Annotated in this window: 19 protein-coding genes; 12 read left to right on the top strand and 7 right to left on the bottom strand. The window is 61.5% G+C overall.

The features are described from left to right. Window positions 1–35 precede the first annotated feature (35 nt). From G3O01_RS11835 to G3O01_RS11815, 5 genes are read left to right on the top strand one after another with little or no spacing between them, the layout of a single operon-like run. Window positions 36–2,225 (top strand): TonB-dependent siderophore receptor, encoded by a 2,190-nt coding sequence (locus G3O01_RS11835; RefSeq protein ID WP_205804813.1) that lies wholly within the window; start codon window positions 36–38, stop codon window positions 2,223–2,225. A 19-nt stretch (window positions 2,226–2,244) separates the two neighbouring features. Then, window positions 2,245–3,192, top strand: a complete 948-nt coding sequence (locus G3O01_RS11830; RefSeq protein ID WP_205804812.1) for an ABC transporter substrate-binding protein — start codon at window positions 2,245–2,247, stop codon at window positions 3,190–3,192. Window positions 3,193–3,200: 8 nt separating this feature from the next. After that, window positions 3,201–5,219 carry a Fe(3+)-hydroxamate ABC transporter permease FhuB gene (gene fhuB / locus G3O01_RS11825; RefSeq protein WP_205804811.1) on the top strand — a complete coding sequence of 673 codons (2,019 nt, stop codon included), beginning with the start codon at window positions 3,201–3,203 and terminating at the stop codon, window positions 5,217–5,219. A gap of 21 nt (window positions 5,220–5,240) precedes the next feature. Next, window positions 5,241–6,941, top strand: coding sequence for a cyclic peptide export ABC transporter (locus G3O01_RS11820; RefSeq protein WP_205804810.1), 1,701 nt, complete (start codon window positions 5,241–5,243; stop codon window positions 6,939–6,941). Window positions 6,942–6,991: 50 nt separating this feature from the next. Further along, window positions 6,992–7,834, top strand: a complete 843-nt coding sequence (locus G3O01_RS11815; protein ID WP_205804809.1) for an ATP-binding cassette domain-containing protein — start codon at window positions 6,992–6,994, stop codon at window positions 7,832–7,834. 11 nt (window positions 7,835–7,845) lie between these two features. Here G3O01_RS11815 and G3O01_RS11810 read toward each other — a convergent pair whose 3' ends face one another. After that, window positions 7,846–8,190 (bottom strand): cytochrome C, encoded by a 345-nt coding sequence (locus G3O01_RS11810; protein ID WP_205804808.1) that lies wholly within the window; start codon window positions 8,188–8,190, stop codon window positions 7,846–7,848. Between the two features lie 359 nt (window positions 8,191–8,549). On the opposite strand from G3O01_RS11810, the gene G3O01_RS11805 reads away from it, so the two are divergent. The 3 genes from G3O01_RS11805 to G3O01_RS11795 are packed head-to-tail and all read left to right on the top strand — an operon-like array spanning window position 8,550 to window position 10,386. After that, window positions 8,550–9,008, top strand: a complete 459-nt coding sequence (locus G3O01_RS11805; RefSeq protein ID WP_205804807.1) for a universal stress protein — start codon at window positions 8,550–8,552, stop codon at window positions 9,006–9,008. A 48-nt stretch (window positions 9,009–9,056) separates the two neighbouring features. After that, complete coding sequence (locus G3O01_RS11800; protein WP_205804806.1) at window positions 9,057–9,803, top strand: beta-ketoacyl-ACP reductase; 747 nt, start codon at window positions 9,057–9,059, stop codon at window positions 9,801–9,803. A gap of 52 nt (window positions 9,804–9,855) precedes the next feature. Next, entirely contained in the window at window positions 9,856–10,386 is a 531-nt protein-coding gene (locus G3O01_RS11795; RefSeq protein ID WP_205804805.1) for a flavodoxin, read from the top strand. A 95-nt stretch (window positions 10,387–10,481) separates the two neighbouring features. On the opposite strand, the gene adhP is transcribed toward G3O01_RS11795, so the two are convergent. Together adhP and G3O01_RS11785 are read right to left on the bottom strand one after the other, a co-directional pair. Beyond that, entirely contained in the window at window positions 10,482–11,507 is a 1,026-nt protein-coding gene (adhP, locus tag G3O01_RS11790) for an alcohol dehydrogenase AdhP (RefSeq protein WP_205804804.1), read from the bottom strand. Window positions 11,508–11,613: 106 nt separating this feature from the next. Beyond that, complete coding sequence (locus G3O01_RS11785) at window positions 11,614–12,240, bottom strand: LemA family protein (protein ID WP_241023866.1); 627 nt, start codon at window positions 12,238–12,240, stop codon at window positions 11,614–11,616. A gap of 351 nt (window positions 12,241–12,591) precedes the next feature. Between G3O01_RS11785 and G3O01_RS11780 the strand changes: the two genes are divergently transcribed. The 4 genes from G3O01_RS11780 to G3O01_RS11765 all read left to right on the top strand — a co-directional run bounded on the left by G3O01_RS11780 (window position 12,592) and on the right by G3O01_RS11765 (window position 16,336). After that, window positions 12,592–13,242, top strand: a complete 651-nt coding sequence (locus tag G3O01_RS11780) for a BON domain-containing protein (protein WP_205804803.1) — start codon at window positions 12,592–12,594, stop codon at window positions 13,240–13,242. 61 nt (window positions 13,243–13,303) lie between these two features. After that, a complete protein-coding gene (locus tag G3O01_RS11775; protein ID WP_205804802.1) occupies window positions 13,304–13,543 on the top strand; it encodes a hypothetical protein in 240 nt (79 codons plus the stop codon). A gap of 829 nt (window positions 13,544–14,372) precedes the next feature. Further along, window positions 14,373–14,678 carry a DUF485 domain-containing protein gene (locus tag G3O01_RS11770; protein WP_205804801.1) on the top strand — a complete coding sequence of 102 codons (306 nt, stop codon included), beginning with the start codon at window positions 14,373–14,375 and terminating at the stop codon, window positions 14,676–14,678. Next, window positions 14,675–16,336 carry a cation acetate symporter gene (locus G3O01_RS11765; RefSeq protein WP_205804800.1) on the top strand — a complete coding sequence of 554 codons (1,662 nt, stop codon included), beginning with the start codon at window positions 14,675–14,677 and terminating at the stop codon, window positions 16,334–16,336. The genes G3O01_RS11770 and G3O01_RS11765 overlap by 4 nt, the downstream gene beginning before the upstream one ends. Window positions 16,337–16,428: 92 nt before the next feature. Here G3O01_RS11765 and G3O01_RS11760 read toward each other — a convergent pair whose 3' ends face one another. The 4 genes from G3O01_RS11760 to G3O01_RS11745 all read right to left on the bottom strand — a co-directional run bounded on the left by G3O01_RS11760 (window position 16,429) and on the right by G3O01_RS11745 (window position 19,976). Further along, window positions 16,429–16,878: a YeeE/YedE family protein gene (locus G3O01_RS11760; RefSeq protein WP_205804799.1), complete on the bottom strand. Its 450-nt coding sequence runs from the start codon at window positions 16,876–16,878 to the stop codon at window positions 16,429–16,431. A gap of 1 nt (window position 16,879) precedes the next feature. Continuing rightward, window positions 16,880–17,314: a YeeE/YedE family protein gene (locus G3O01_RS11755; protein WP_205804798.1), complete on the bottom strand. Its 435-nt coding sequence runs from the start codon at window positions 17,312–17,314 to the stop codon at window positions 16,880–16,882. 11 nt (window positions 17,315–17,325) lie between these two features. Beyond that, a complete protein-coding gene (locus G3O01_RS11750) occupies window positions 17,326–17,646 on the bottom strand; it encodes a metalloregulator ArsR/SmtB family transcription factor (protein WP_205804797.1) in 321 nt (106 codons plus the stop codon). A 116-nt stretch (window positions 17,647–17,762) separates the two neighbouring features. Then, a complete protein-coding gene (locus tag G3O01_RS11745; RefSeq protein WP_346779172.1) occupies window positions 17,763–19,976 on the bottom strand; it encodes a transglycosylase domain-containing protein in 2,214 nt (737 codons plus the stop codon). Between the last annotated feature and the right edge of the window lie 307 nt (window positions 19,977–20,283).

Genomic DNA, 20,283 nt, shown 5'->3' with positions numbered 1-20,283 from the left:
GGGGCGGGAAGTCATCGGACAGTGTGAATAACCAGATGGGAAGAACCACGCGCTTGAAAGTGCGCACGATCACCGCGATCGTAGCGCTGGCGATCGCGAAGATCGCCAGCGCGCAAACGGCCGCAGCGCCCGTGGCGGCATCGGACGCGGCGACGCAAACCGCACAATCGGGCCAGCAACTGCCGGCTGTGGTTGTCCAGAGCGCGCGCGACAAGGAAACGGGCACGGGTCCGGTGGTTGGCTATGTGGCCAAGCGCAGCGAAGCCGGCACGAAGTCCGACACGCCGATCATCAAGGTGCCGCAGGCGATCTCGGTCGTCACACGCGACCAGATGGACGTGCAGAACGCGCAGAGCGTGGCGCAGGCGCTGCGCTACACCTCGGGCATCAACCCCGAGCAGCGCGGCACCAATACCGATTCGCTCGAATACCTCTACGCGCGCGGCTTCCTCGTCGACGAGTACTGGAACGGTCTGCGCACGCCCGGCCCGAACGGCGGCTTTGGCTTCAACGTCACGAGCTTCGATCCGTATATGTTCGAGCGCATCGAACTGCTGCACGGCCCGGCGTCGGTGCTATACGGCCAGGGCTCGCCCGGCGGCACGGTCAATCTGGTGAGCAAGATGCCAACAGATACGCCGTACCATGAAGTCGGTTTTCAAACGGGCAGCTATGGCCGCCTGCAGGGCTTCTTCGACATGAGTGGCCCGATAGACAAGGACGGCAAGGTACTCTACCGCCTGACCGCCGACGGTTTCAACACCGGCACGCAGACTGACTACGTAAACCAGCAGCGTTTCTCGATCGCGCCGACCATCCAGTTCCGCCCGACCAAAGACACAACGTTCACGATCTTCGCGAACTATCAGTCGGACCCGGAAGCGGGCATCTACAACTCGGTGCCCTATACCTGGAAGAGCCGCAGCGAATATCCGGGCGAGCCGACATGGGACAGCTTCCGCAAGACCCAGGAGTCGATCGGCTATCAACTGGAGCACCGCTTTAACGACGTGTGGTCGTTCAAGCAGAGCTATCGTTTCATGCGCAACACGCAGACGATCCAGTACGTGGGCAACGACGGCTTCAAGTCGGGCACGGACACGCTCGCGCGTACCGCGTATCTGAACTTCGGCAGCGTGAATTCGCATACCGTGGATAACCAGGTGAACGCGAAGTTCAACACGGGGCCGGTGAAGCACAACGTCACGGTCGGCCTCGATTATCAGAACATGCAGTTCGACCATTACTTCTACGGCAATCTGACTTCGACGCCGGGGCTCGACGAAAGCAACCCGATCTACGGCCAGACAATCCCGTATCCGAACTTCATGTTCGCGACGTCGAACGCGACCTCGATCAAGCAGCTCGGCGTATATGCACAGGATCAGATCGACATCGACAGGTGGTCGTTCCTGTTCGGCGTGCGCGAGGACTGGGCCAATGAAGATCAGACTTCGTACAAGACGGGTGCGACCACCACGCAGTTCAACCGAGCGTTCACATGGCGCGCGGGCGGCGTGTACCAGTTCGACAGCGGTATCGCGCCGTACGTCAGCTATTCGCGTTCGTTCCAGCCGCAGATCGGCACTTCGTATAGCGGCGAGGCCTTCGCGCCGATGACGTCCGAGCAGTATGAAGTGGGCGTGAAGCTGCAACCGAAGGGCTACAACAGCTTTATCACGGTGTCGGCGTTCCATATCACCGAGAACAACGTCGCAACCACCGATCCGCTGCACAGTGGCTTCAGCGTGCTCACGGGCCAGGTGCGCTCGCAGGGTTTCGAGGTGGAGGGCCATGCAAGCCTGACCAACAACCTGCAGCTGATTGCGAGCTACACCTACACGAACCTGCTCAACACCAAGAGCAACTCGTCGAGCCTCAACAAGGTGCCGGTGGGCATTCCGCGTAACACGGCTTCGCTGTGGGCCGACTACACGGTTTCGGCCGGTCCGCTCGCGGGTCTGCTGTTCGGCGGCGGCGTGCGCTATATCGGCGGCTCGTATGGCGATACGGCGAACACGTTCATGACCTCGTCGGCGACGCTCGTCGATCTCTCGCTGCGCTACGACCTCGGTCGACGCTTCTCGAGCATGCAAGGTTGGACCACCTGGCTGAACGTGTCGAACCTGCTGGACCGCAAGTACTTCGCCTCGTGTACCGGCGCGAACTACTGCTACTGGGGACAAGGTCGTCTGTTGATGGCGGGAGCGAAATACCAGTGGTAGTTCTCTCGGGTTCAGTGCAATGAATCGCCGTGCCATGCTCGCCGCGCTGCTGGGCGGCGCTTTTATGACCCTCGGCGCGCGTGCGCGGGCGGCCGCGCCGCGCCGCGTGATCGTGCTCGACTGGGGCCTCACCGAACTGACGCTCGCGCTCGGCGTGTTGCCCGTCGGCATGGCGAACACTGCGGGCTTCCGGCGCAATTTCACGGCGTGTCCGGTGCCCGATTCCGTGGTCGATCTCGGCTTGATGTTCCAGCCCAACATGGAACTGATGCTCGCGCTCAAGCCTGATCTCATCGTCATCACACCCGCACATGCGTCGATGCGCGGCGCGCTTGAACGCATCGCGCCCACCGTCACGTTGGGCATGTTCCGCGCGAGTCCCACGCCGTATACGGCCGCCTGCGAAGAGACGATGCACCTCGCGCGTCTCTTCGAGTGCGAGGCGCAAGGCGAGGCTGCCGTAATGCAATCGCAGCGCGCGATCGCGGCGGCGCGCGCGAAGCTCGACGCGCTGCCTGCGACGTCACAAGCGCGCACCGCGCCCGTCTACCTGACGCGATTTATCGACGAATCGCATCTGCGTGTGTTCGGCACGCACAGCCTGTTCGGCGAGCTACTCGCGCAGCTCGGCTTGCGCAACGCGTGGGGCGCAGCGGATGGCGCGGCGGCCTCGGCGATGATCAGCTTCGATGCGCTAGACGCCGATCCGCGCGCGACGCTCGTGTACGTCAAGCCGTTGCCCGGCATGACCGCGACGATGATGCAGACGAGCCGTGTCTGGCAGGCCATGCCTTTCACGGGCGCGGGCCGCATGACCGGCATGGCGGAGGTGCCGCCCGAAGGCGGCATCCTGAGCGCGGCCTGGTTCGCGCATGCGCTCGTCGATGCGCTCGCCGCGCTGCCGGCGACATCGCCTGCCGCGCGCTCCGTGGCCTTGCCCGCGCAGCGCGTCGCGGAGGCTTCATGAGGAACGTCATGACTCCGCCCTTCGTACCGATGCACCGCACACCGCTCATGCCCGTCTGCGCGCTATTTGTGCTCGCCGCGCTGCTGTTCGCGCTGCGCCTCGACGCGCGGCTCGCGCCCGCGTTCTGGTGGCAGGCGCTCGTCGCGCCCTCTTCCTCCGACGTGACGCAATTGCTGGTGCACTACGGCGACTTTCCGCGCGTGAGCGTCACACTGCTGTGCGGGGCCGCGCTCGGGCTCGCGGGCGTCGCGACCCAACAGGTGTTGCGCAATCCGCTAGCGGAGCCGGTGACGCTTGGCATTTTCTCGGGCGCGTGGCTGGCGCTCGCACTCGCCACCGTCTACGCGCCGTTCCTGCTCGCTGGTGGCCGCGATGCGGTTGCGCTTGCGGGCGGCGCGGCGGCACTGGCCGCCGTGTTCGCGCTGGCGGCACGGCGCGGGATGTCGCCGCTCGCGCTGATCCTCGCGGGCATGATCGTCAACCTGTGCGGCGGCGCCTTCTGCCTCGCGCTGGCGATCTCGCACTACGATCTGCTAAGCGGCCTGCTGGTGTGGGGCGGTGGATCGTTCGCGCAGCACGACTGGCACGTGGCGTTCGCGCTCGCAGCGCGCTTCGTACCGTGCGCGCTGCTATTGCTTCTTTGTCTGCGGCCGATGACGGTGTTCGATCTCGGCGATGCGGTGGCGTCGAGCCTCGGCGTATCGCTGCACGCCACGCGCGGCATCACGCTTCTGCTCACGTTGCTGATCGCGGCGTTCGTGGTGAGCGCGGTGGGCGTGATCGGCTTCGTCGGACTCGCGGCACCCGCCGTCGCGCGGCTTGCAGGCGCGCGACGTCTGCGCGAGCGCGTGATCTGGTCGCCATTGATCGGCGCGGCGCTGCTGTGGCTCGCCGATCAGCTCGCGCAGCTGTGCGCGGCGCGCTTCGGCATGGCGATTCCGACTGGCGCGATCACGACGCTGATCGGCGCGCCGCTTCTGCTGGTGATGTTGCGCCGCCTGCGCGGGCGTCCCGATCTTGCGCACGCGCCTGCCCAACCAGGCGCGCCGATCTCGCCGCGCGGCCTGCGTCTTGTCGCGCTCGCGAGTGCGCTGATACTGGCAATGGTGATCGTGCTTTCGCTTTCGCTCGGGCGTGGTCTCGAGGGCTGGCATCTGAGCGACGTCCACGAAGCCGCCGGGTTGCTGTTCCTGCGCCTGCCTCATGTCGTGGCGGCGGCGGGCGTGGGCGTGCTGCTCGCGCTCTCGGGCGGCATGATGCAGCGCATGACTGGCAATCCGATGGCGAGCCCCGACTTGCTCGGTATCCCGGCGGGCGGCGCGCTAGGTTTGACGGGTGCACTCTTTCTTACCTCGGCCCCGGGGCTGCCGACCTTTCTTGTCTGGTGCGCGGCCGGCTCGATGCTCACGCTGTGCGCGCTGGTGCTGATCGCGCGAGCCTCGTCGTTCTCGCCCGATACGCTGATCCTCGCGGGCATGACGCTGAGCGCGGCGTTCCAGGCGGTCTCCGTGATTGCGGTATCGAGCGGCGACCCGCGCGTCATCATCCTCTACAACCTGCTGGCGGGCTCGACCTACAACGTCGGACCGTGGCTGGCCGCGCTCGTCGCCGGCTGCGCACTGCTTGCGCTCGCGGCCGTCCCGCTGTGCCGCCGATGGCTGGAGATTCTGCCGCTCGGCGATGCGGTCTCGATGGGGCTCGGCGTACGTATCGCCGGAGCGCGCTTCTGTCTCCTGATGCTGAGCGCGTGGTTGAGCGCCGTCGCGACGCTCGTGATCGGGCCGCTGTCGTTCATCGGTCTGATGGCGCCGCACATGGCGCGCATGCTCGGTATCCGCCGCGCCATGCCCTTGCTGTTCATCTCCGCCGCGTTCGGCGCGACGTTGATGGTCGGCTCGGACTGGCTTGGCCGCTGGGTGCTGTTCCCGCAGGAAATGCCGGCTGGCGTGATGGCCACGCTGCTCGGCGGACTCTATCTGATCCTCACGATGTTCCGAAGGCCGGCGCAAGACCGGCCCGGTTCATGACGCACTGTCCCCCGGAGACTCATGTCTTTGCTCTTGAAACTCGCGCGCAATTCACGCTGGACCTTGTTCGTCGCGCTCATCACCAGCCTCGTTAGCGGCTTTGGCAACGCCGGTCTCGTCGCACTCATCAACCAGGCGCTGTCGGCCTCTACCGCGCAACTCGCGCGGCTTGGCTGGCAATTCGTCGCGCTAGGCGTGATCGTGCTCGCCACGCGTACGCTCTCGCAGACGCTTTTCATGGACCTCGGCCAGCGCGCCAAAGCAAGCCTGCGCATGCAGACGATCCGTCGCATCGGCGACGCCTCGTTTCGCCACCTGGAGCAGCAGGGCGCCGCGCGTTCGCTCGCCGTGCTCACACAGGATCTGGACGCCATCGTGATGCTGTTCGTGCGCATGCCCGCGCTTGCGATGCAAAGCGCTGTGATCATCGGCTGCCTCGCGTATCTGAGCGTGCTGTCGTGGCAGATCCTGCTGGTGGCGATCCTCACGATCGGCATCGGTGCGGCAGGCTTCCGGGTGGCCAACGGCCGCGCGCTCTTTCACCTGCGCGCATCGCGCCGGCGCGAGGACGATCTGGTGCGCCACTTCCGCGCACTCTTCGACGGCGCGAAGGAACTGAAGGTGCATCGCCTGCGCCGCGCTGCTTTCATCGACGACACGCTTTCCACCAACGTCGAAGCCGTGCGCGTGCAGCGCACGCGCGGCTACGTGCTCTACGCGGCGGCGGCGAGTTGGGGCAGCTTCATCCTGTTCGCGTTTATCGGCATCACGCTGTTTGTAGTCGCGCGGCTTTTTCCGGTGAACACGCATGTGATGTCGGGTTACGCGATGGTGTTCCTCTACATGGTCATGCCGATCGAGTCGCTGCTTTCTGCGATTCCGAGCGTCAGCACCGCGCGCGTTGCACTGGAGCGCATCGAACAGGTGAACGCCGAATTGCCGCCCGAGCTAACACATGACGCAAGCGGCACCGATGAGCCGGTGAACGATGCGTTCGACAGCATCGTGCTCGACGGCGTCACGCATCGTTACTTCCGCGAGAAGGAGAACGACGTGTTCACACTCGGGCCGATCAACCTCGCGTTGAAGCCCGGCGAACTCGTCTATCTGATCGGCGGCAACGGCAGCGGCAAGACCACGCTCGCGAAGATGATCGTGGGCCTCTATCCACCCGAAAGTGGCCGCATCCTGCTCGACGGCGCGAGTGTGGGCGAGGCCGGGCGTGATGCTTATCGCCAGTTGTTTTCCGTGGTGTTCAGCGACTTCTTCCTGTTCGACAACCTGCTCGGCATGCGTTTCGATGGGCTCGACCAGACAGCGCAGGAACTGCTCGTGCATCTGCAACTCGATCACAAGGTCAGCATCAAGGACGGTGTGTTTTCCACGCTCGAACTTTCGCAAGGGCAAAGGAAGCGGCTCGCGTTGCTGGTCGCGTATCTGGAGGACCGGCCGTTCTACCTGTTCGACGAATGGGCCGCGGATCAGGACCCGCTCTTCAAGGACGTGTTCTATCGCAAGCTGCTGCCCGAACTGAAGGCGAAGGGCAAGACCGTGCTGGTCATCACGCACGACGACCGCTATTTCCATCTCGCGGACCGCTATATCAAGCTCGAATACGGTCAGCTCGTGGAGAGCGGCGCGGGTGCGGATCTCGGCGCGCGATCCATCGATGGAAGCGTTGGGAGCAGTACGGTGCACGCGCCCTTTGCTGCGCAGAAATAAGGGCTGGCGATCGTGTTGATGAATCTGTTTTGCTGTCGAGGTTTTTACCGATGAGTATGTCTACGACTTTGCCCGAGAAGCTCTCGCCCGACGATGCGCCGTTGGTAGCCGCGCCCGCACAAGCGCTTTTCACGCTCGATAACGTCTCGTTTGAAGCGGGTGGCCGCACGCTGCTTAAGCCCTTATCGCTGACACTGGCGAAGCAGCGCGTGTATGGCCTGATCGGTCACAACGGTTCCGGCAAATCGACGCTTGTTAAGCTGCTCGCGCGACAGCAGCGGCCCGCTGGGGGTGTGATCGAGTTTGTCGGTAAGCCGCTTGAGCAGTGGGAAAGCCGGGCGTTCGCACGCGAGGTCGCATATCTGCCGCAGCAATTGCCCGCCGCGGACGGCATGACGGTGCGCGAACTGGTCGCGCTCGGGCGCTATCCATGGCACGGCGCGCTCGGTCGCTTCTCGCGAGACGACGCGCAGAAAGTACTCGAAGCGATGGAGCAGACCGACGTGCTGCGTTTTACCGATCGCGCTGTAGACAGCCTTTCAGGCGGCGAACGCCAGCGCGTGTGGCTCGCGATGCTGATCGCGCAAGATAGCGATTGTCTGCTGCTCGACGAGCCGATTTCCGCGCTCGACATCGCTCACCAGATCGAAGTGCTCACGCTCGTGAGGCGTTTGAGTGAGGAGCGTGGCATTGGCGTCGTGGTGGTGTTGCACGACATCAACATGGCGGTTCGTTTCTGCGACGAACTCATTGCGCTCAAAGGCGGCAGTCTGCTTGCGCACGGTCCGTCCGCCGAACTGATGCGCGCCGAGACGCTCAGCGCGATCTACGGTATCCCGATGGGTACCGTAACGCATCCGGACGGCGGCATGCCGATCAGCTTCGCGCATTGAGTGTGCAACGGCTATTGCGTCATCACCCATTGAATCAACTGATGGGCGTCCTCTGCGGAGATCGGCCCGCCGCGTTCCGGCGGCAACGGCATGGCCGTATCGCCCCAATGTGCACGTCCGCCTTTTCTCAGCTTGATTTCGAGCATTTGTGTTGCGTTCGGGACGTTGCGGTAACGGTCCGCGATCTGATGAAACGACGGCGCCAGAAACGGAGCATCGGACGTGTGACAGAACATGCAGTGATGTTTATCGACCAATCCGTCCGGTTCACTCGATTGAGCGCGTACAGGACTCACAGCGGCGAGGAACATGCTCGATGCGCAGGCGAGAAATATGATGGGGCGTGCATGAATCACGGCAACGACTCCTTTTGTTTATCCAGGATGTGTTCTCTTTTCATCACCGAAGGGAAATTCTTCGGCACCAATTGACGACATCCGACATAGCCCGCATCGTGGCACGCAACGTGGCGGAGTATTTGAGGCAGGTCAATCTTGTGGCGTTGCCGTCGTGGCCACGGGAGATGAGCCCAAAGAATTAACCTGCTATTGCGCCCATTCGTGATCACGCGCCCGTGTGCTTCACGACGATCTTGCAGCTGCCGTCCGGCCAGGCGTTGACGTGAGTCAATTGCAACGGAGCGAGTTGAACCATACTGACAATGACGTTCAATCATCGCCTTGACGGGCGGCGACAACATGGACGGAGGTCGATCATGTATGAGCGAATCGTCGTCGCACTCGACGACAGCGCTTGCGCGCAGCGCGCGCTAGGAGAGGCGGTGCGTTTAGCCAGGCTGACGCACGGGTTCGTGGAAGTGCTGTCCGTCGTGGACAGAGGAAAGTGGCCGGTGGAAGGCGACATGGGATATGCGCCCGAACCTGAAACGCGCATCGCCGCGAGCGTTGCCAGCCAGATATTCGAAGGCGCGGAGCAAGTCTTGCGCGAAGCCGGCGTGCGAGGAACGGTGCGAGCGATCGACGCATACGGCGAAAACGTGTCGACGGTGCTGGCGCGGGCCGCCGACGAATGCGACGCCGACGTCATCGTGATCGGCACGCACGGGAGGCGCGGCACCCGGCGCCTTTTGCTCGGCAGTGTCGCCGAATCCCTTCTGCGTACCACGCAAAAGCCGGTATTGGTCGTGCGGCACGATCCGAACCATCTTGCGTAGTTGGCGCTGCGTCGCCTGCACGTCAGGCCACTGGAGCGGGAGTCTGATATGGAAAAAGGACGTGTGGCTTTTGTCACGGGCGGCATGGGTGGGCTTGGGGCGGCGATCAGCCGGGCGCTGCACGATGCGGGCATCACCGTGGCCATGTCTTACTCGACGCGCAACGATCACGTTGCAACATGGTTGATGAAAGAGCGTGATCTGGGCCGCAAATTTCATGCATACGAAGCCGATGTCACCGATTACGACTCGTGCGAGCGTTGCGCGAAACGCGTACTCGATGAACTGAAGAAGGTCGATATCCTGATCAACAATGCCGGCATCGCACGCGATGCGACGTTTGCCCGTATGAGTAAAACGGATTGGGACGCCGTGCTGCGTACCGATCTCGATGGGCTATTCAACATGTCGAAGCAGTTTCTGCCAGGCATGGTCGAACGGGGTTATGGCCGTATCGTCAACGTCAGTTCGGTGAATGGCTCGCGTGGCGCGTTCGGACAGGTTAACTATTCGGCGGCGAAGTCGGGCGTGCATGGCTTTACGAAGTCGCTGGCGCTGGAAGTCGCAAAGTGCGGCATCACGGTGAACACGGTGTCGCCCGGTTATCTGGCAACGGCGATGGTGCAGGCCGTTCCTCACGACATCATGGAAACGAAGATTCTGCCGCAGATACCCATTGGGCGGCTCGGACGTCCCGAAGAGGTTGCGGCGCTCGTGGCGTTTTTGTGTTCCGACGAAGCGGCCTTCATGACGGGCGCCAATCTCGCGATAAACGGCGGGATGCACATGGAGTGAATCCGGCGCTGCCGTTATCGACCGGTCATCGCCACGACCAACGGAGACCGACGTGTCAGAACCTCACAGCACGATACTTGTGGTGTATTACTCGCGCACCGGCACGACGCGTCGAATCGCGGAGATGCTGGCGGCGGAACTTGGTGCCGATATCGAACCCATCCGTGAGCAGGGTGCGGACCTGTCGCGCGCCGGTGCGCGCGGCTACCTGCGTTCGCTGATCGATGTGTTGTGCCGGCGTCGGATCAATATCATGCCAGCGCTGCACGATCCGTCGCGCTATGAAATCGTCGTGACGGGTTCTCCTGTTTGGGCGAGTCACGCTTCGGCACCCGCGTTGGCCTGGCTTGCGGAGCATGGCGAACAGATCCGGCACCTTGCGCTGTTCTGCTGTCTGGGCGGCAGCGGTGCCGGGTCGGCGTTGAAGCAACTGGCGGACGTCGCGCATAAAACTCCGTTTGCAACGTGTGCGATCACGAGTCACGACTTGCATAAGCGTCTCGATGGCGATCTGCGGCAGAGCTTCGCGCGGAAAATCAGGCACAAGCTGGCGCCCCGGCTTGAAGCGGAATGGGGCGTCTGAAAGGCGGCAGGACGGCACGCGTCGAATAAACAAGGTGGAGACAAGGACAGGCGTCGCCGAATGCTTCACGACGCCTGTCCTCCTGTTAGTGCGCGCTAGTCGAGCGCCAGCACGACGCGCCCGTCGACAGTTCCTTCTCGCAATTGCCCGAGCACCTTATTGATGTTCTCGAGGCGGTCGCGATGGATATGCGCAGTGACGCTGCCCTGTGCAGCAAAATCGAGCGACTCCTGCAAATCTCGCCGCGTACCGACGATCGATCCGCGCACCGTGATGCCATTGAGCACGGTCGAAAAGATCGGCAACGGAAAGTCGCCGGGAGGCAGTCCGTTCAATGCGACCGTTCCGCCACGCCGCACCATGCCGAGTGCCTGCGCAAAGGCGCTGCGCGATACCGCTGTGACCAGCACGCCATGTGCTCCGCCGATTTCCTTCTGAATAGCGGCCGCTGGGTCCGTCGTGTTCGCATTGACCGTCAGCTTCGCGCCCAGTTTGCGTGCGAGCGCGAGTTTCTCGTCGGAGATGTCGACGGCGACGACGTGCAGGCCCATCGCGATCGCATACTGCACAGCCACGTGACCCAGGCCGCCAATGCCTGAGATGGCGAGCCACTGGCCCGGGCGCGTGTCGGTCACGCGGATGCCTTTATAAACGGTGACCCCGGCGCAGAGAATCGGCGCGATTTCATCGAACGCGACGTTGTCTGGCAGATGCCCGACGTAGTTCGGATCGGCGAGCACATATTCCGCGTATCCCCCGTTCACGGAGTAACCGGTGTTCTTCTGATCGTGACAGAGCGTTTCCCAGCCGCTCAGGCAATGCTCGCAGTAGCCGCAGGCCGTATAGAGCCATGGCACGCCCACGCGGTCGCCTTCCTTGACGTTCCTCACGCCGCTGCCGACGGCGGCGACATAGCCCACGCCTTCATGTCCAGGAATGAAGGGGAGAGATGGCTTGACAGGCCAGTCTCCGTCGGCGGCATGCAGATCGGTATGACACACACCTGACGCCTTGATGTTGACCAGAATCTGGCCTGGCCCGACTTCGGGAACGGGAACTTCCTCGATACTCAGCGGCGCACCGAACTGATGAACGACGGCGGCCTTCATGTGACGGGTCATGTGATGCTCCTTCAAAAAGTCCTGGCTGTGAGATTGATTGACAGCGGTGTTAGCGGCCGGCACGCGACATGAAGGTGCGTCACGCGCTCAAACCGCTCAAACCGCGCTAGACGCGCAACGAACCGCGTAATGCACCGAAGTCCGAGCGTGGCCGGCGATGCACGGGCGAACCGTCGCGCGCCGGGAAGGTCGGCTTGTCGGCATCGGCATGAACGGCTTGCGCGAGACTCAATGGAAAGCTGCGCAGCGATGCGTTGTAGCGCTGCGCCGCGCTGTCGTAGCGATCGCGTGCTTCAGCGATACGGCGAGCCGATGTCTCGAGGCGTACCTGAAGCTGATGAAAGCGCGGCGTCGCGCTCAACCGGTGCACGGATTCGCATACGACCATCAATTGCGATATCGCATCCGTCAACTGACGTTGCGCAACGTCGAAGCGCTCGAACAACGCAGGCGCATCGACGAAGGCGGGTGTTGCGTGCAGCGCGGCGACACTCGAGCGTGCGTTGGCGAGGTCCGAGAGCACGGATGAACCCGTGGGCAGGTAAGGGCGTGCCAGTGCGGTCGCTTCGTCGGCGATCGAAAGGCGGTCGTTATACAGATCGAGAACCTCGGCGAAGGCCGCTTGCGCGTCGTCATCGCGTACATGCGGGCGATCGGTGCCGCAGCCCGCAAGCACACAGAATGCGAACAGGAGAGGAATGAAGAGAATGGACTTCGTCATCGTGCTGCCCATTTGAACTCTGTCCTGTCGAGCGTAGAACGGTTCGCGGTCCGCCCGTTGATCCCTGTCAATCTCTTCACGAATAGAGCGGGGATCTTTGATCAGTATCAGTCGTGACGCATCGTGGGCCGATATCTTGAAGGAATTCATGAATTCGCTGCGTGCAGAAAACTGATGCGGGAGTTGGGCATCGCGCGTCGGAAGGGGTGTCATGGTCTGGTGGGTCAGCCGGGCGCAGGTGAACGCCTCGCGTCACGCGCATGAAATTGCGCTGGATTGATCTGCATCAGTCCGCCCAGCAAGTTGCGGGTCGAAGCTTTCTTCTGGTGGCGCGAGCCACGCGTCGTTTCGAGGAGATACGCGATGAAATCAGACCGGCAGTTGAAGAAAGAAGTCGAAGAAGAACTGGAGTGGGATCCGGCTGTGACGGCGACGGATATCGGGGTCGAGGTGACGGATCGCGTCGTCACGCTCTCTGGTCATCCGCCGAGCTACGCGGAAAAGCTCGCTGCGGAAAAAGCCGCACATCGTATATCCGGCGTCCGGGCCGTTGTGGTGGAGATGCAGGTGCGGTTGCCGAGGAAGGACGAGCGCACCGACGAAGACATCGGCAGAGCAGTACACGACATCGTGCACTGGACGGTCGGCCTGCCCGACGATTCAGTCAAGGTTCAGGTCGAGAACGGCTGGGTGACGTTGACGGGCCTGGTGGATTGGGCATACCAGACGCATGTGGTCGCTCGCGCGATCGGCCACATGCGGGGTGTGCGGGGCGTCCACAACCGGATAGAGGTGCGCGGCAAGGTCGCCTCGGAAGACATTGCCTCGCAGATCGCACAGGCGATGCAACGGCATGCCGAACGCGAAGTCAGGCACATCGGCATCGACGTAAAGGATGGAACTGTGACGCTGACAGGCAAGGTTGGTTCTTACGCGGAACGGGCCGTTGCGAGAGGGGCCGCGTGGAGTGCGCCAGGCGTGCGAGTGGTTGTCGACGATATCGTCGTTGAATGAAGTCGCGTTCGCCGCAGCCGTGTTTTCGGCGGACTGCGGCTCTGGGCGAAAAGGAGCAGCGATGGCTATGACGGGAAGCGTGCAGGACGGCGCATGGTCTGTGAGCGTGCAGGCGGAACCTGCCGAAACGGGCGGTTATCAGTCGACGATCCACGTCAGGCATTCGTCGCCGGACGGTAACTTCGAGCATACCTTTCGGCACGGGAGGAAATGCAACTCCGAGCGGGATGCAGTGCTCGATGGCCTGCGCGAAGGTACGACCTGGATAGGTCTCAAGATGGCGCGAACCATCAAGATGTAGGGGCGTTTTGTGCACAAGCCGTTACCGTGGGCATGGTTCAGTTCGTTGTGCGTGAGCAGATAGAGCTTGTAGACGGAGCGCCACGGCGAAACGGGGTCGTACTCCCGCTGGGCGGTGAAAGTGAAAGCACAGTCACGGCTTGACTTGCATCAATCTCGCTCCCGGCTCAGATGCTAGCGTGGTGTAACCAATTGCTGTCTGGGAGTGGGCCATGGTCAGGTTGCTCGCGCTTGGATGTGGACTCGTTGCGCTGGCCGTCGCGATTGCGCTTGCCGTGATGTATTACGTCATCTGGAAGAACGTCGACTGATCGTCAAGTCAGATGAAACACATCGCCTCCGTATTGCGTGCGGTGTGCGTCGCGCTTGCCTTGGGCGCCGCCGCGATTGCCGTCGCCGCACCATTGCTGCCGGAGGCGGTCAGCACGAATGGTTAGGTATCGGCGAAGACCTTTCTCTTTCCCCGCAGGACGATGTCCGCAGACATCCCGGTCGATGTCGACAGCACTATCCCACCGACACGCTCACATCCGACGCTTTAAATACAGGGCCGTCGTTGATGCCATCGCCATCAACGCGTGTTTTGCGGAGACGTGCGCGTCATTCGTGTAAACCCGGGCCGATGAAACGCGTTGCCGTAAGAACCGGGTAAGCGCGTGCTTTTAACGTAGTACCCGGCGCACCCACACAACGACGCATCGAAACCCACGCGCGAAAGCCTGCACCGGATTCCAATCAGGAAACGAGGTGCATAGAGATCCCCTCGTTACGACCATGGCCGGACGAGGGCGCTTGTCAGTCAGCAAAAGCTGCTCATGCAGGAGACGAAGATGGATGTGAAGCTCGCAGAGAAAGTGAAATCGAGCGCGGCGTACCGCGAACTGGTGCGAAAGCGCTCACGGCTCGGGTGGACATTGACTGCCCTCGTGTTGTTCGTCTATTACGGCTACGTTCTGCTGATTGCGTTCAACAAGCAGTTTCTTGCGGCAAAGATGGGTGCGGGCGTAATGACGTGGGGCATGCCGCTTGGACTGTTCGTCATCGTGTTCACGGTCGTCATTACGGGCTTCTATGTGCGTCGAGCCAACAGCACGTACGACGAACTCACCGAGCAGATCAAGCGGGAGGCAGTATGAGCGCACGACGTCTTGGCGCTTTTGCTGCGCTCTCTGCTTTTTCCTCATACTGTTTCGCTGCCGGCGCGGACATGGGACAGACGGTCAAGCAACAGACCAACTGGACCGCCATCACGATGTTCGTGGTCTTCGTGGTCGCGACGCTTTTCATCACCAAATGGGCCGCGAGACGGACGCGCTCCGCCGCCGAGTTTTATACCGCAGGTGGTGGAATTACGGGCTTTCAGAACGGACTGGCCATCGCCGGAGATTTCATGTCGGCTGCTTCGTTCCTGGGCATTTCGGCAGCCGTCTACGCAAATGGTTATGACGGTCTCATCTATTCGATTGGTTTTCTGGTGGGCTGGCCGATCATCACGTTCCTGATGGCGGAAAGGCTGCGCAATCTCGGCCGTTTCACATTCGCCGATGTCGCCGCGTATCGCTTCAAGCAGGCGCCCGTCCGTGCGTTCGCCGCTTCGGGCACGCTCGTTGTCGTGGCGTTCTATCTGATTGCGCAGATGGTCGGTGCCGGGCAGTTGATCAAATTGCTGTTTGGACTGGAGTATTGGATCGCCGTGGTGATCGTGGGCGCGCTCATGATGGTTTATGTGCTGTTTGGCGGCATGACGGCAACGACGTGGGTGCAAATCATCAAGGCGTGTCTGCTGCTTGCAGGCGCTTCGTTCATGGCGTTTATGGTGCTGTGGCAATTTCACTTCAGCCCTGAAGCGCTCTTTGCGAAAGCCGTCGAAGTGCATGAGAAGAAGGCATCTATCATGGGCCCGGGCAATTTCATCAAGGACCCGATCTCGGCAATTTCGTTCGGTATTGCATTGATGTTCGGCACGGCGGGACTGCCGCACATCCTGATGCGCTTCTTTACCGTGCCTAATGCCAAGGAAGCACGCAAGTCGGTGTTCTGGGCAACGACATGGATCGGCTATTTCTACATCCTGACCTTCATCATCGGCTTTGGCGCGATCGTTCTTGTCAGCACGAACCCCGTGTTCAAGGATGCGGCGGGCAAGTTGCTGGGCGGTACGAACATGGCCGCCGTGCATCTTGCGAGTGCGGTGGGCGGTAACGTGTTCCTCGGATTCATTTCGGCGGTGGCGTTCGCAACCATTCTGGCAGTCGTTGCGGGTCTGACGTTGGCTGGTGCATCGGCCGTGTCACATGACTTGTATGCGACCGTCTTCAAGCACGGCAAGGCGTCGAGTGTGAATGAACTGTTCGTTTCGCGCGTGACGACGGTCGTGCTGGGTATTGTTGCTGTCGTGCTCGGGATCGTATTCGAGAAGCAGAACATTGCGTTCATGGTGTCGCTGGCTTTTGCGGTCGCGGCGTCAGCCAACTTTCCAGTGCTGTTCATGTCGGTTCTGTGGCGCGGGTGTACCACACGCGGTGCGACGATCGGCGGCTTTCTCGGATTGGCTTCTGCCGTATTGCTGACAGTTCTCTCGAAAGCAGTTTGGGTGGATGTGTTCCACTTTGCAAGCGCGCCATTTCCCTATGCATCGCCCGCACTCTTTTCGATGGCGCTTGGCTTCGCCGGCATCTGGTTCTTCTCGGTGACGGACAGGTCCGCTCGTGCACGCATTGATCAGGCAGGGTTCGAAGCGCAGGCGGTTCGTTCGGAAACCGGCATCGGTGCGGTGGAGGGCGCAAGTCACTAGGCCGACTAAACGGAAGTATGTTGCTGCTTAGCCTTCCAGCAAGAAAGCCCCTATATGGAAACATGCCCCTCCTTTGCAGGAGGGGCATTTCTTTATGCCGCGGCAATCTTTAATCGCTCGATGAGCTGGAAGACGACCATACCCGCAACCATTGCCGCGACGAAGCCGACAGCCTTTGGGTAGCCGGCACCAAGCGCGACGAGTGCGGGACCGGGGCAAAAACCGGCCAGACCCCATCCGATACCGAAGACGGCGCTACCCAGAACGAGTCTGGGCGTGATAGCCGTGCTGACGGGAAGCTGCATCTGCAATCCGAGATATGACCTGTCCCGACGTCTGGCGATGAAAAATGCAGATGAGCCGATCGCGATGGCGCCAATCATCACGAAGGCGAGTGATGGGTCCCATCGGCCTGCGAGATCGAGAAAACCTAGCACCTTGGCGGGGTTTGCCATTCCCGACACCATCAGACCAACTCCGAAAAGAAGGCCGGCAAGCAATGCTGTAACCGCTGCAACGAGCGGTGTCTTGAGGTCTGTCATATCAGCCTCCGAGCAGATGACGTTGCACGAAGACCGTCAGAAATCCCGCGATCATGAAGGTCGCGGTGGCAACGAGCGAGCGCACCGATCCTCTGGAGAGACCGCACACGCCGTGGCCGCTGGTGCAACCGCTTGCGTAGCGGGTCCCTATGCCGACGAGAAACCCGGCCGCAAGGACTACGCCCCAATTCGCCTCAATCTCCACGTGTGCAGGCTTGTCCAGCAGTCTTGCGATAACCGGCGCGCCTACGAGCCCCAACAGAAACGCGATGCGCCAGTTGATGTCGCCGGGTCGCCAGCCCAGCAGGCCGCCTGCGATGCCGCTGATGCCGGCAACACGCCCATTAAACAGTATCAGCACGGCTGCCGCAGCACCGATCACGATGCCGCCTGTCAACGAGAGGCCAGGCGTGAAATGACCAAGGTCGATCAGCATGTTGCGCCTCCTTACTGCTTTGGGCAGAACTGTTCATACAGTACTGCGATCACAGCGAGCGCTTGCGGACTCGCTACCGAATAAAAGATGCTTTTGCCTTCCCGGCGCGTGACGACAAGGTCGTTTTCCCGTAGTACGCCCAGTTGCTGCGACAGCGTGGGCTGATAGATGCCAAGTTGTTCTTCGAGTTCGCCGACAGACAGCTCGCCTTGGGAAAGCTGGCACATCAGCAGGAGGCGGTCGGGATTGGCGAGTACCTTGAGGAGGGCGCACGCATTCGCGGCGCCCGACTGCATCGTCGCGAGGTCGATGGTTAGACGAGGCTTTTTCATGAGGCGATGTTCAGTTTCTCTCAAAACATTATATTAAAAAATATAATGTGTGTGAATAGAGTGTTTTCACCGCCACTGTGAATTACGTTCCGAAGTTGCAATCGTCGGCAAGCAGATCAGAACGGCCAGAAGAAAAAGTGTCGATGCGGTTTTGCGTGGACCGGCCGGGCTGGGCGGGTCTCGGGATAGAACTGTGCGTCGGCATCGATGACCCGTGCGCGCAGCGCCATGTCATAGAATGCGCCGACCATCGGCAAGGCGCTGTGTGCGCCTTCACCCCAATAGTCGCTGCCAAGCGTGACGCGTGCATCGTCGAAACCCACCCATGCGCCTGCGACCAGTTGGGGATGCATCAGGATGAACCAGCCGTCTGTGTTGTCCTGAGTTGTTCCTGTCTTGCCAGCGACGTCGGCGTGAATCCCGAATCGTGTCCGGATGCTCGCGCCGGTGCCGCGATTGACGACGTCGCGCATAACCTCGACAAGCGTTTGCGCCGCGCGGGGTGGCAGCGCCTGTTCCCGGGGTGTCCCCGGGAAATCCGCAAGTACCTTGCCGTTGCGATCTTCGATGCGCGTGACCATGCGCGGTTCTACATAAGCGCCGCGGTTCGCGATCGTGCTGTACGCCGACACCATCTCCTTGAGCGTAACGGGGCTCGTGCCGAGCGCAAGTGACGGAACCGCTTCGAGTGGACTTTCGCGTACGCCCATGGCGCGGGCGAGCCGGGCTACTTTCTCGGGGCTTTCCTTTTGCATCAACTGGGCCGTCACGCGGTTGCGTGAATACACCAGCGCATCCCGCAGCGTCATGGGCCGTCCGGTAGGCGGCTCTGCATCGGTCGGTCGCCAGATCGCATGTCCTGGCATCGCGATTGTGACGCTCCGGTCAACGAGCGTATCGCCTGGCCGCGCCCCATCCGCGAACGCTGCACCATAGACAAACGGTTTGAACGTCGAACCCGGTTGACGTCGCGACTGTTGCACGTGATCGAATGGTTCGTCATGGAAGTCGGGGCTACCGACCCACGCCTTGATATCCCCGTTGCGAGGGTCGATTGCGACAAATCCCGCTTGCACCTGGGTCTTGTTATGGCACAGTGCGCGAACGAATGCAGGATTCGTTGCGAGCTTCCTCAGCGCCGCTTCATCCGTCTGGCCGGCGTCACGTGCGGCGCGATAGTCCGGCGTCTGCCGGATGAAGCTCTGGAAAAGCTCATTACCCGGCCAGCAGCCCGTGCGTTCGTTCCACACGTCGTTTGCAATCGATTGCAACTGGTTGGTCTGCCAGTCCATCGCCTGCGCTGCCATTGCCTGCAGACGGGAATCGATCGTGGTGCGCACCACCAGCCCGTCGGCATAGATGCTGTAGCCGTTGCGATCAGCCCACGCGATCAGCCATTTGCGTAATTGCGCAGAGAAATGCGGCGCGGCGCCCTGACGGACGGTCTGCAACTCGAAATCGACGTTGAGCGGTTGGCGCGTGAGCCGGCCATAGGTAGCGGGCTGGAGTTTCCCGAATTTGCTCATCTGACCGAGCACGGTGTTTCTTCGCTGCAGCGCCCGTTCGGGATTGAGCACCGGGTTATACGTGCTGTTGGCCTTCAGCATGCCAACCAGCGTTGCGCTTTCGAGGATATCGAGTTGAGCGGCCGATTTGCCGAAGTAGGTGCGCGCGGCCATCTCCACGCCGTAGGCGTTGTACAGAAACGGCACGGTGTTCAGGTACGTCTCGAGAATCTGGTCTTTGCTGTAGACGGTTTCGATCTTGAACGCCGTAATCGCTTCTTCGAGCTTGCGCGTGAGGGTAGGCGCGCGACCGATTTCGTCGGGATACAGGTTGCGCGCGAGCTGCTGCGTGATCGTCGAACCACCTTGCCGGTCGCCGGAGAACGTATGCAGCGCAGCCGATGCAGTGCGCTGCCAGTCGATACCATGATGCTCGTAAAAGCGGCGGTCTTCGGTCGCAATCAATGCGTCTACCATGTACGGCGAGATCTGCGCGAGAGAGACCCACTCGCGATTGACCGGCTTGAACTCATCGAGCAATTTTCCGTCGGCGGACAGGATCAACGCAGGCCGATCGACGCGGGCTTTACGGATATCGCCGACACTCGGCGTGAACGGCACGAGGGCGACCACGTAAAGCAGGAGCAGCACGGGCGGCGCGGCGAGCATCAGCGCGATGCCTCGTCGCGTCGGATGGCGAAGGCGACGCAGCGCGCCCCTGAAGAGCAGTCGGACTTTCGTGCTGCCGGCAGCGGTCAGCGGCTGGAAGCGGGCGAGCCACCGTGCGCAGCGCTCACGAAACAACGATACGTATCGGCGATTCACCGTGACAGGCCACTATCGGAAAAGGCGCGATCGTACCAAGTGGAGCGGCGCTTCTGTGGTCAAAACGGAACGGCGGATCGTCGCATTAACAGACATTTACAAATGTTTCGCGGCGACACAGGAAAACGGTGGTTGCATCGCCGCCGTTGCACTGTCATTAGTTTGTGTGTCAATATCAACTTCATGGAACTTCGTAACGTATTCATTGAATTTCACCACCATCACGGTCGTCATCCGATGCGCCGTGGTCCGTTACGTCCATAGCAGAAGATCAGGGATCACATTCCCTGCTCCATGCAGAAACGAC

The organism is Burkholderia sp. Ac-20365, assembly GCF_017104715.1.
GTDB lineage: Bacteria > Pseudomonadota > Gammaproteobacteria > Burkholderiales > Burkholderiaceae > Paraburkholderia.
The sequence above is the reverse complement of the archived record's forward strand: the minus strand, read 5'-3'. Positions and strand labels throughout refer to the sequence as shown.

Excerpts from the sequence above, each read along its gene's own strand:
- G3O01_RS11820 (WP_205804810.1), top strand. The coding sequence starts at position 5,241 with ATGTCTTTGCTCTTGAAACTCGCGCGCAATTCACGCTGGACCTTGTTC.
- G3O01_RS11775 (WP_205804802.1), top strand. The coding sequence starts at position 13,304 with ATGGCTATGACGGGAAGCGTGCAGGACGGCGCATGGTCTGTGAGCGTG.
- G3O01_RS11765 (WP_205804800.1), top strand. The coding sequence starts at position 14,675 with ATGAGCGCACGACGTCTTGGCGCTTTTGCTGCGCTCTCTGCTTTTTCC.
- G3O01_RS11835 (WP_205804813.1), top strand. The coding sequence starts at position 36 with ATGGGAAGAACCACGCGCTTGAAAGTGCGCACGATCACCGCGATCGTA.
- G3O01_RS11815 (WP_205804809.1), top strand. The coding sequence starts at position 6,992 with ATGAGTATGTCTACGACTTTGCCCGAGAAGCTCTCGCCCGACGATGCG.
- G3O01_RS11755 (WP_205804798.1), bottom strand. The coding sequence starts at position 17,314 with ATGCTGATCGACCTTGGTCATTTCACGCCTGGCCTCTCGTTGACAGGC.
- G3O01_RS11785 (WP_241023866.1), bottom strand. The coding sequence starts at position 12,240 with ATGGGCAGCACGATGACGAAGTCCATTCTCTTCATTCCTCTCCTGTTC.
- G3O01_RS11760 (WP_205804799.1), bottom strand. The coding sequence starts at position 16,878 with ATGACAGACCTCAAGACACCGCTCGTTGCAGCGGTTACAGCATTGCTT.
- G3O01_RS11830 (WP_205804812.1), top strand. The coding sequence starts at position 2,245 with ATGAATCGCCGTGCCATGCTCGCCGCGCTGCTGGGCGGCGCTTTTATG.
- adhP (WP_205804804.1), bottom strand. The coding sequence starts at position 11,507 with ATGACCCGTCACATGAAGGCCGCCGTCGTTCATCAGTTCGGTGCGCCG.
- G3O01_RS11805 (WP_205804807.1), top strand. The coding sequence starts at position 8,550 with ATGTATGAGCGAATCGTCGTCGCACTCGACGACAGCGCTTGCGCGCAG.
- G3O01_RS11780 (WP_205804803.1), top strand. The coding sequence starts at position 12,592 with ATGAAATCAGACCGGCAGTTGAAGAAAGAAGTCGAAGAAGAACTGGAG.
- G3O01_RS11750 (WP_205804797.1), bottom strand. The coding sequence starts at position 17,646 with ATGAAAAAGCCTCGTCTAACCATCGACCTCGCGACGATGCAGTCGGGC.
- fhuB (WP_205804811.1), top strand. The coding sequence starts at position 3,201 with ATGACTCCGCCCTTCGTACCGATGCACCGCACACCGCTCATGCCCGTC.
- G3O01_RS11770 (WP_205804801.1), top strand. The coding sequence starts at position 14,373 with ATGGATGTGAAGCTCGCAGAGAAAGTGAAATCGAGCGCGGCGTACCGC.
- G3O01_RS11800 (WP_205804806.1), top strand. The coding sequence starts at position 9,057 with ATGGAAAAAGGACGTGTGGCTTTTGTCACGGGCGGCATGGGTGGGCTT.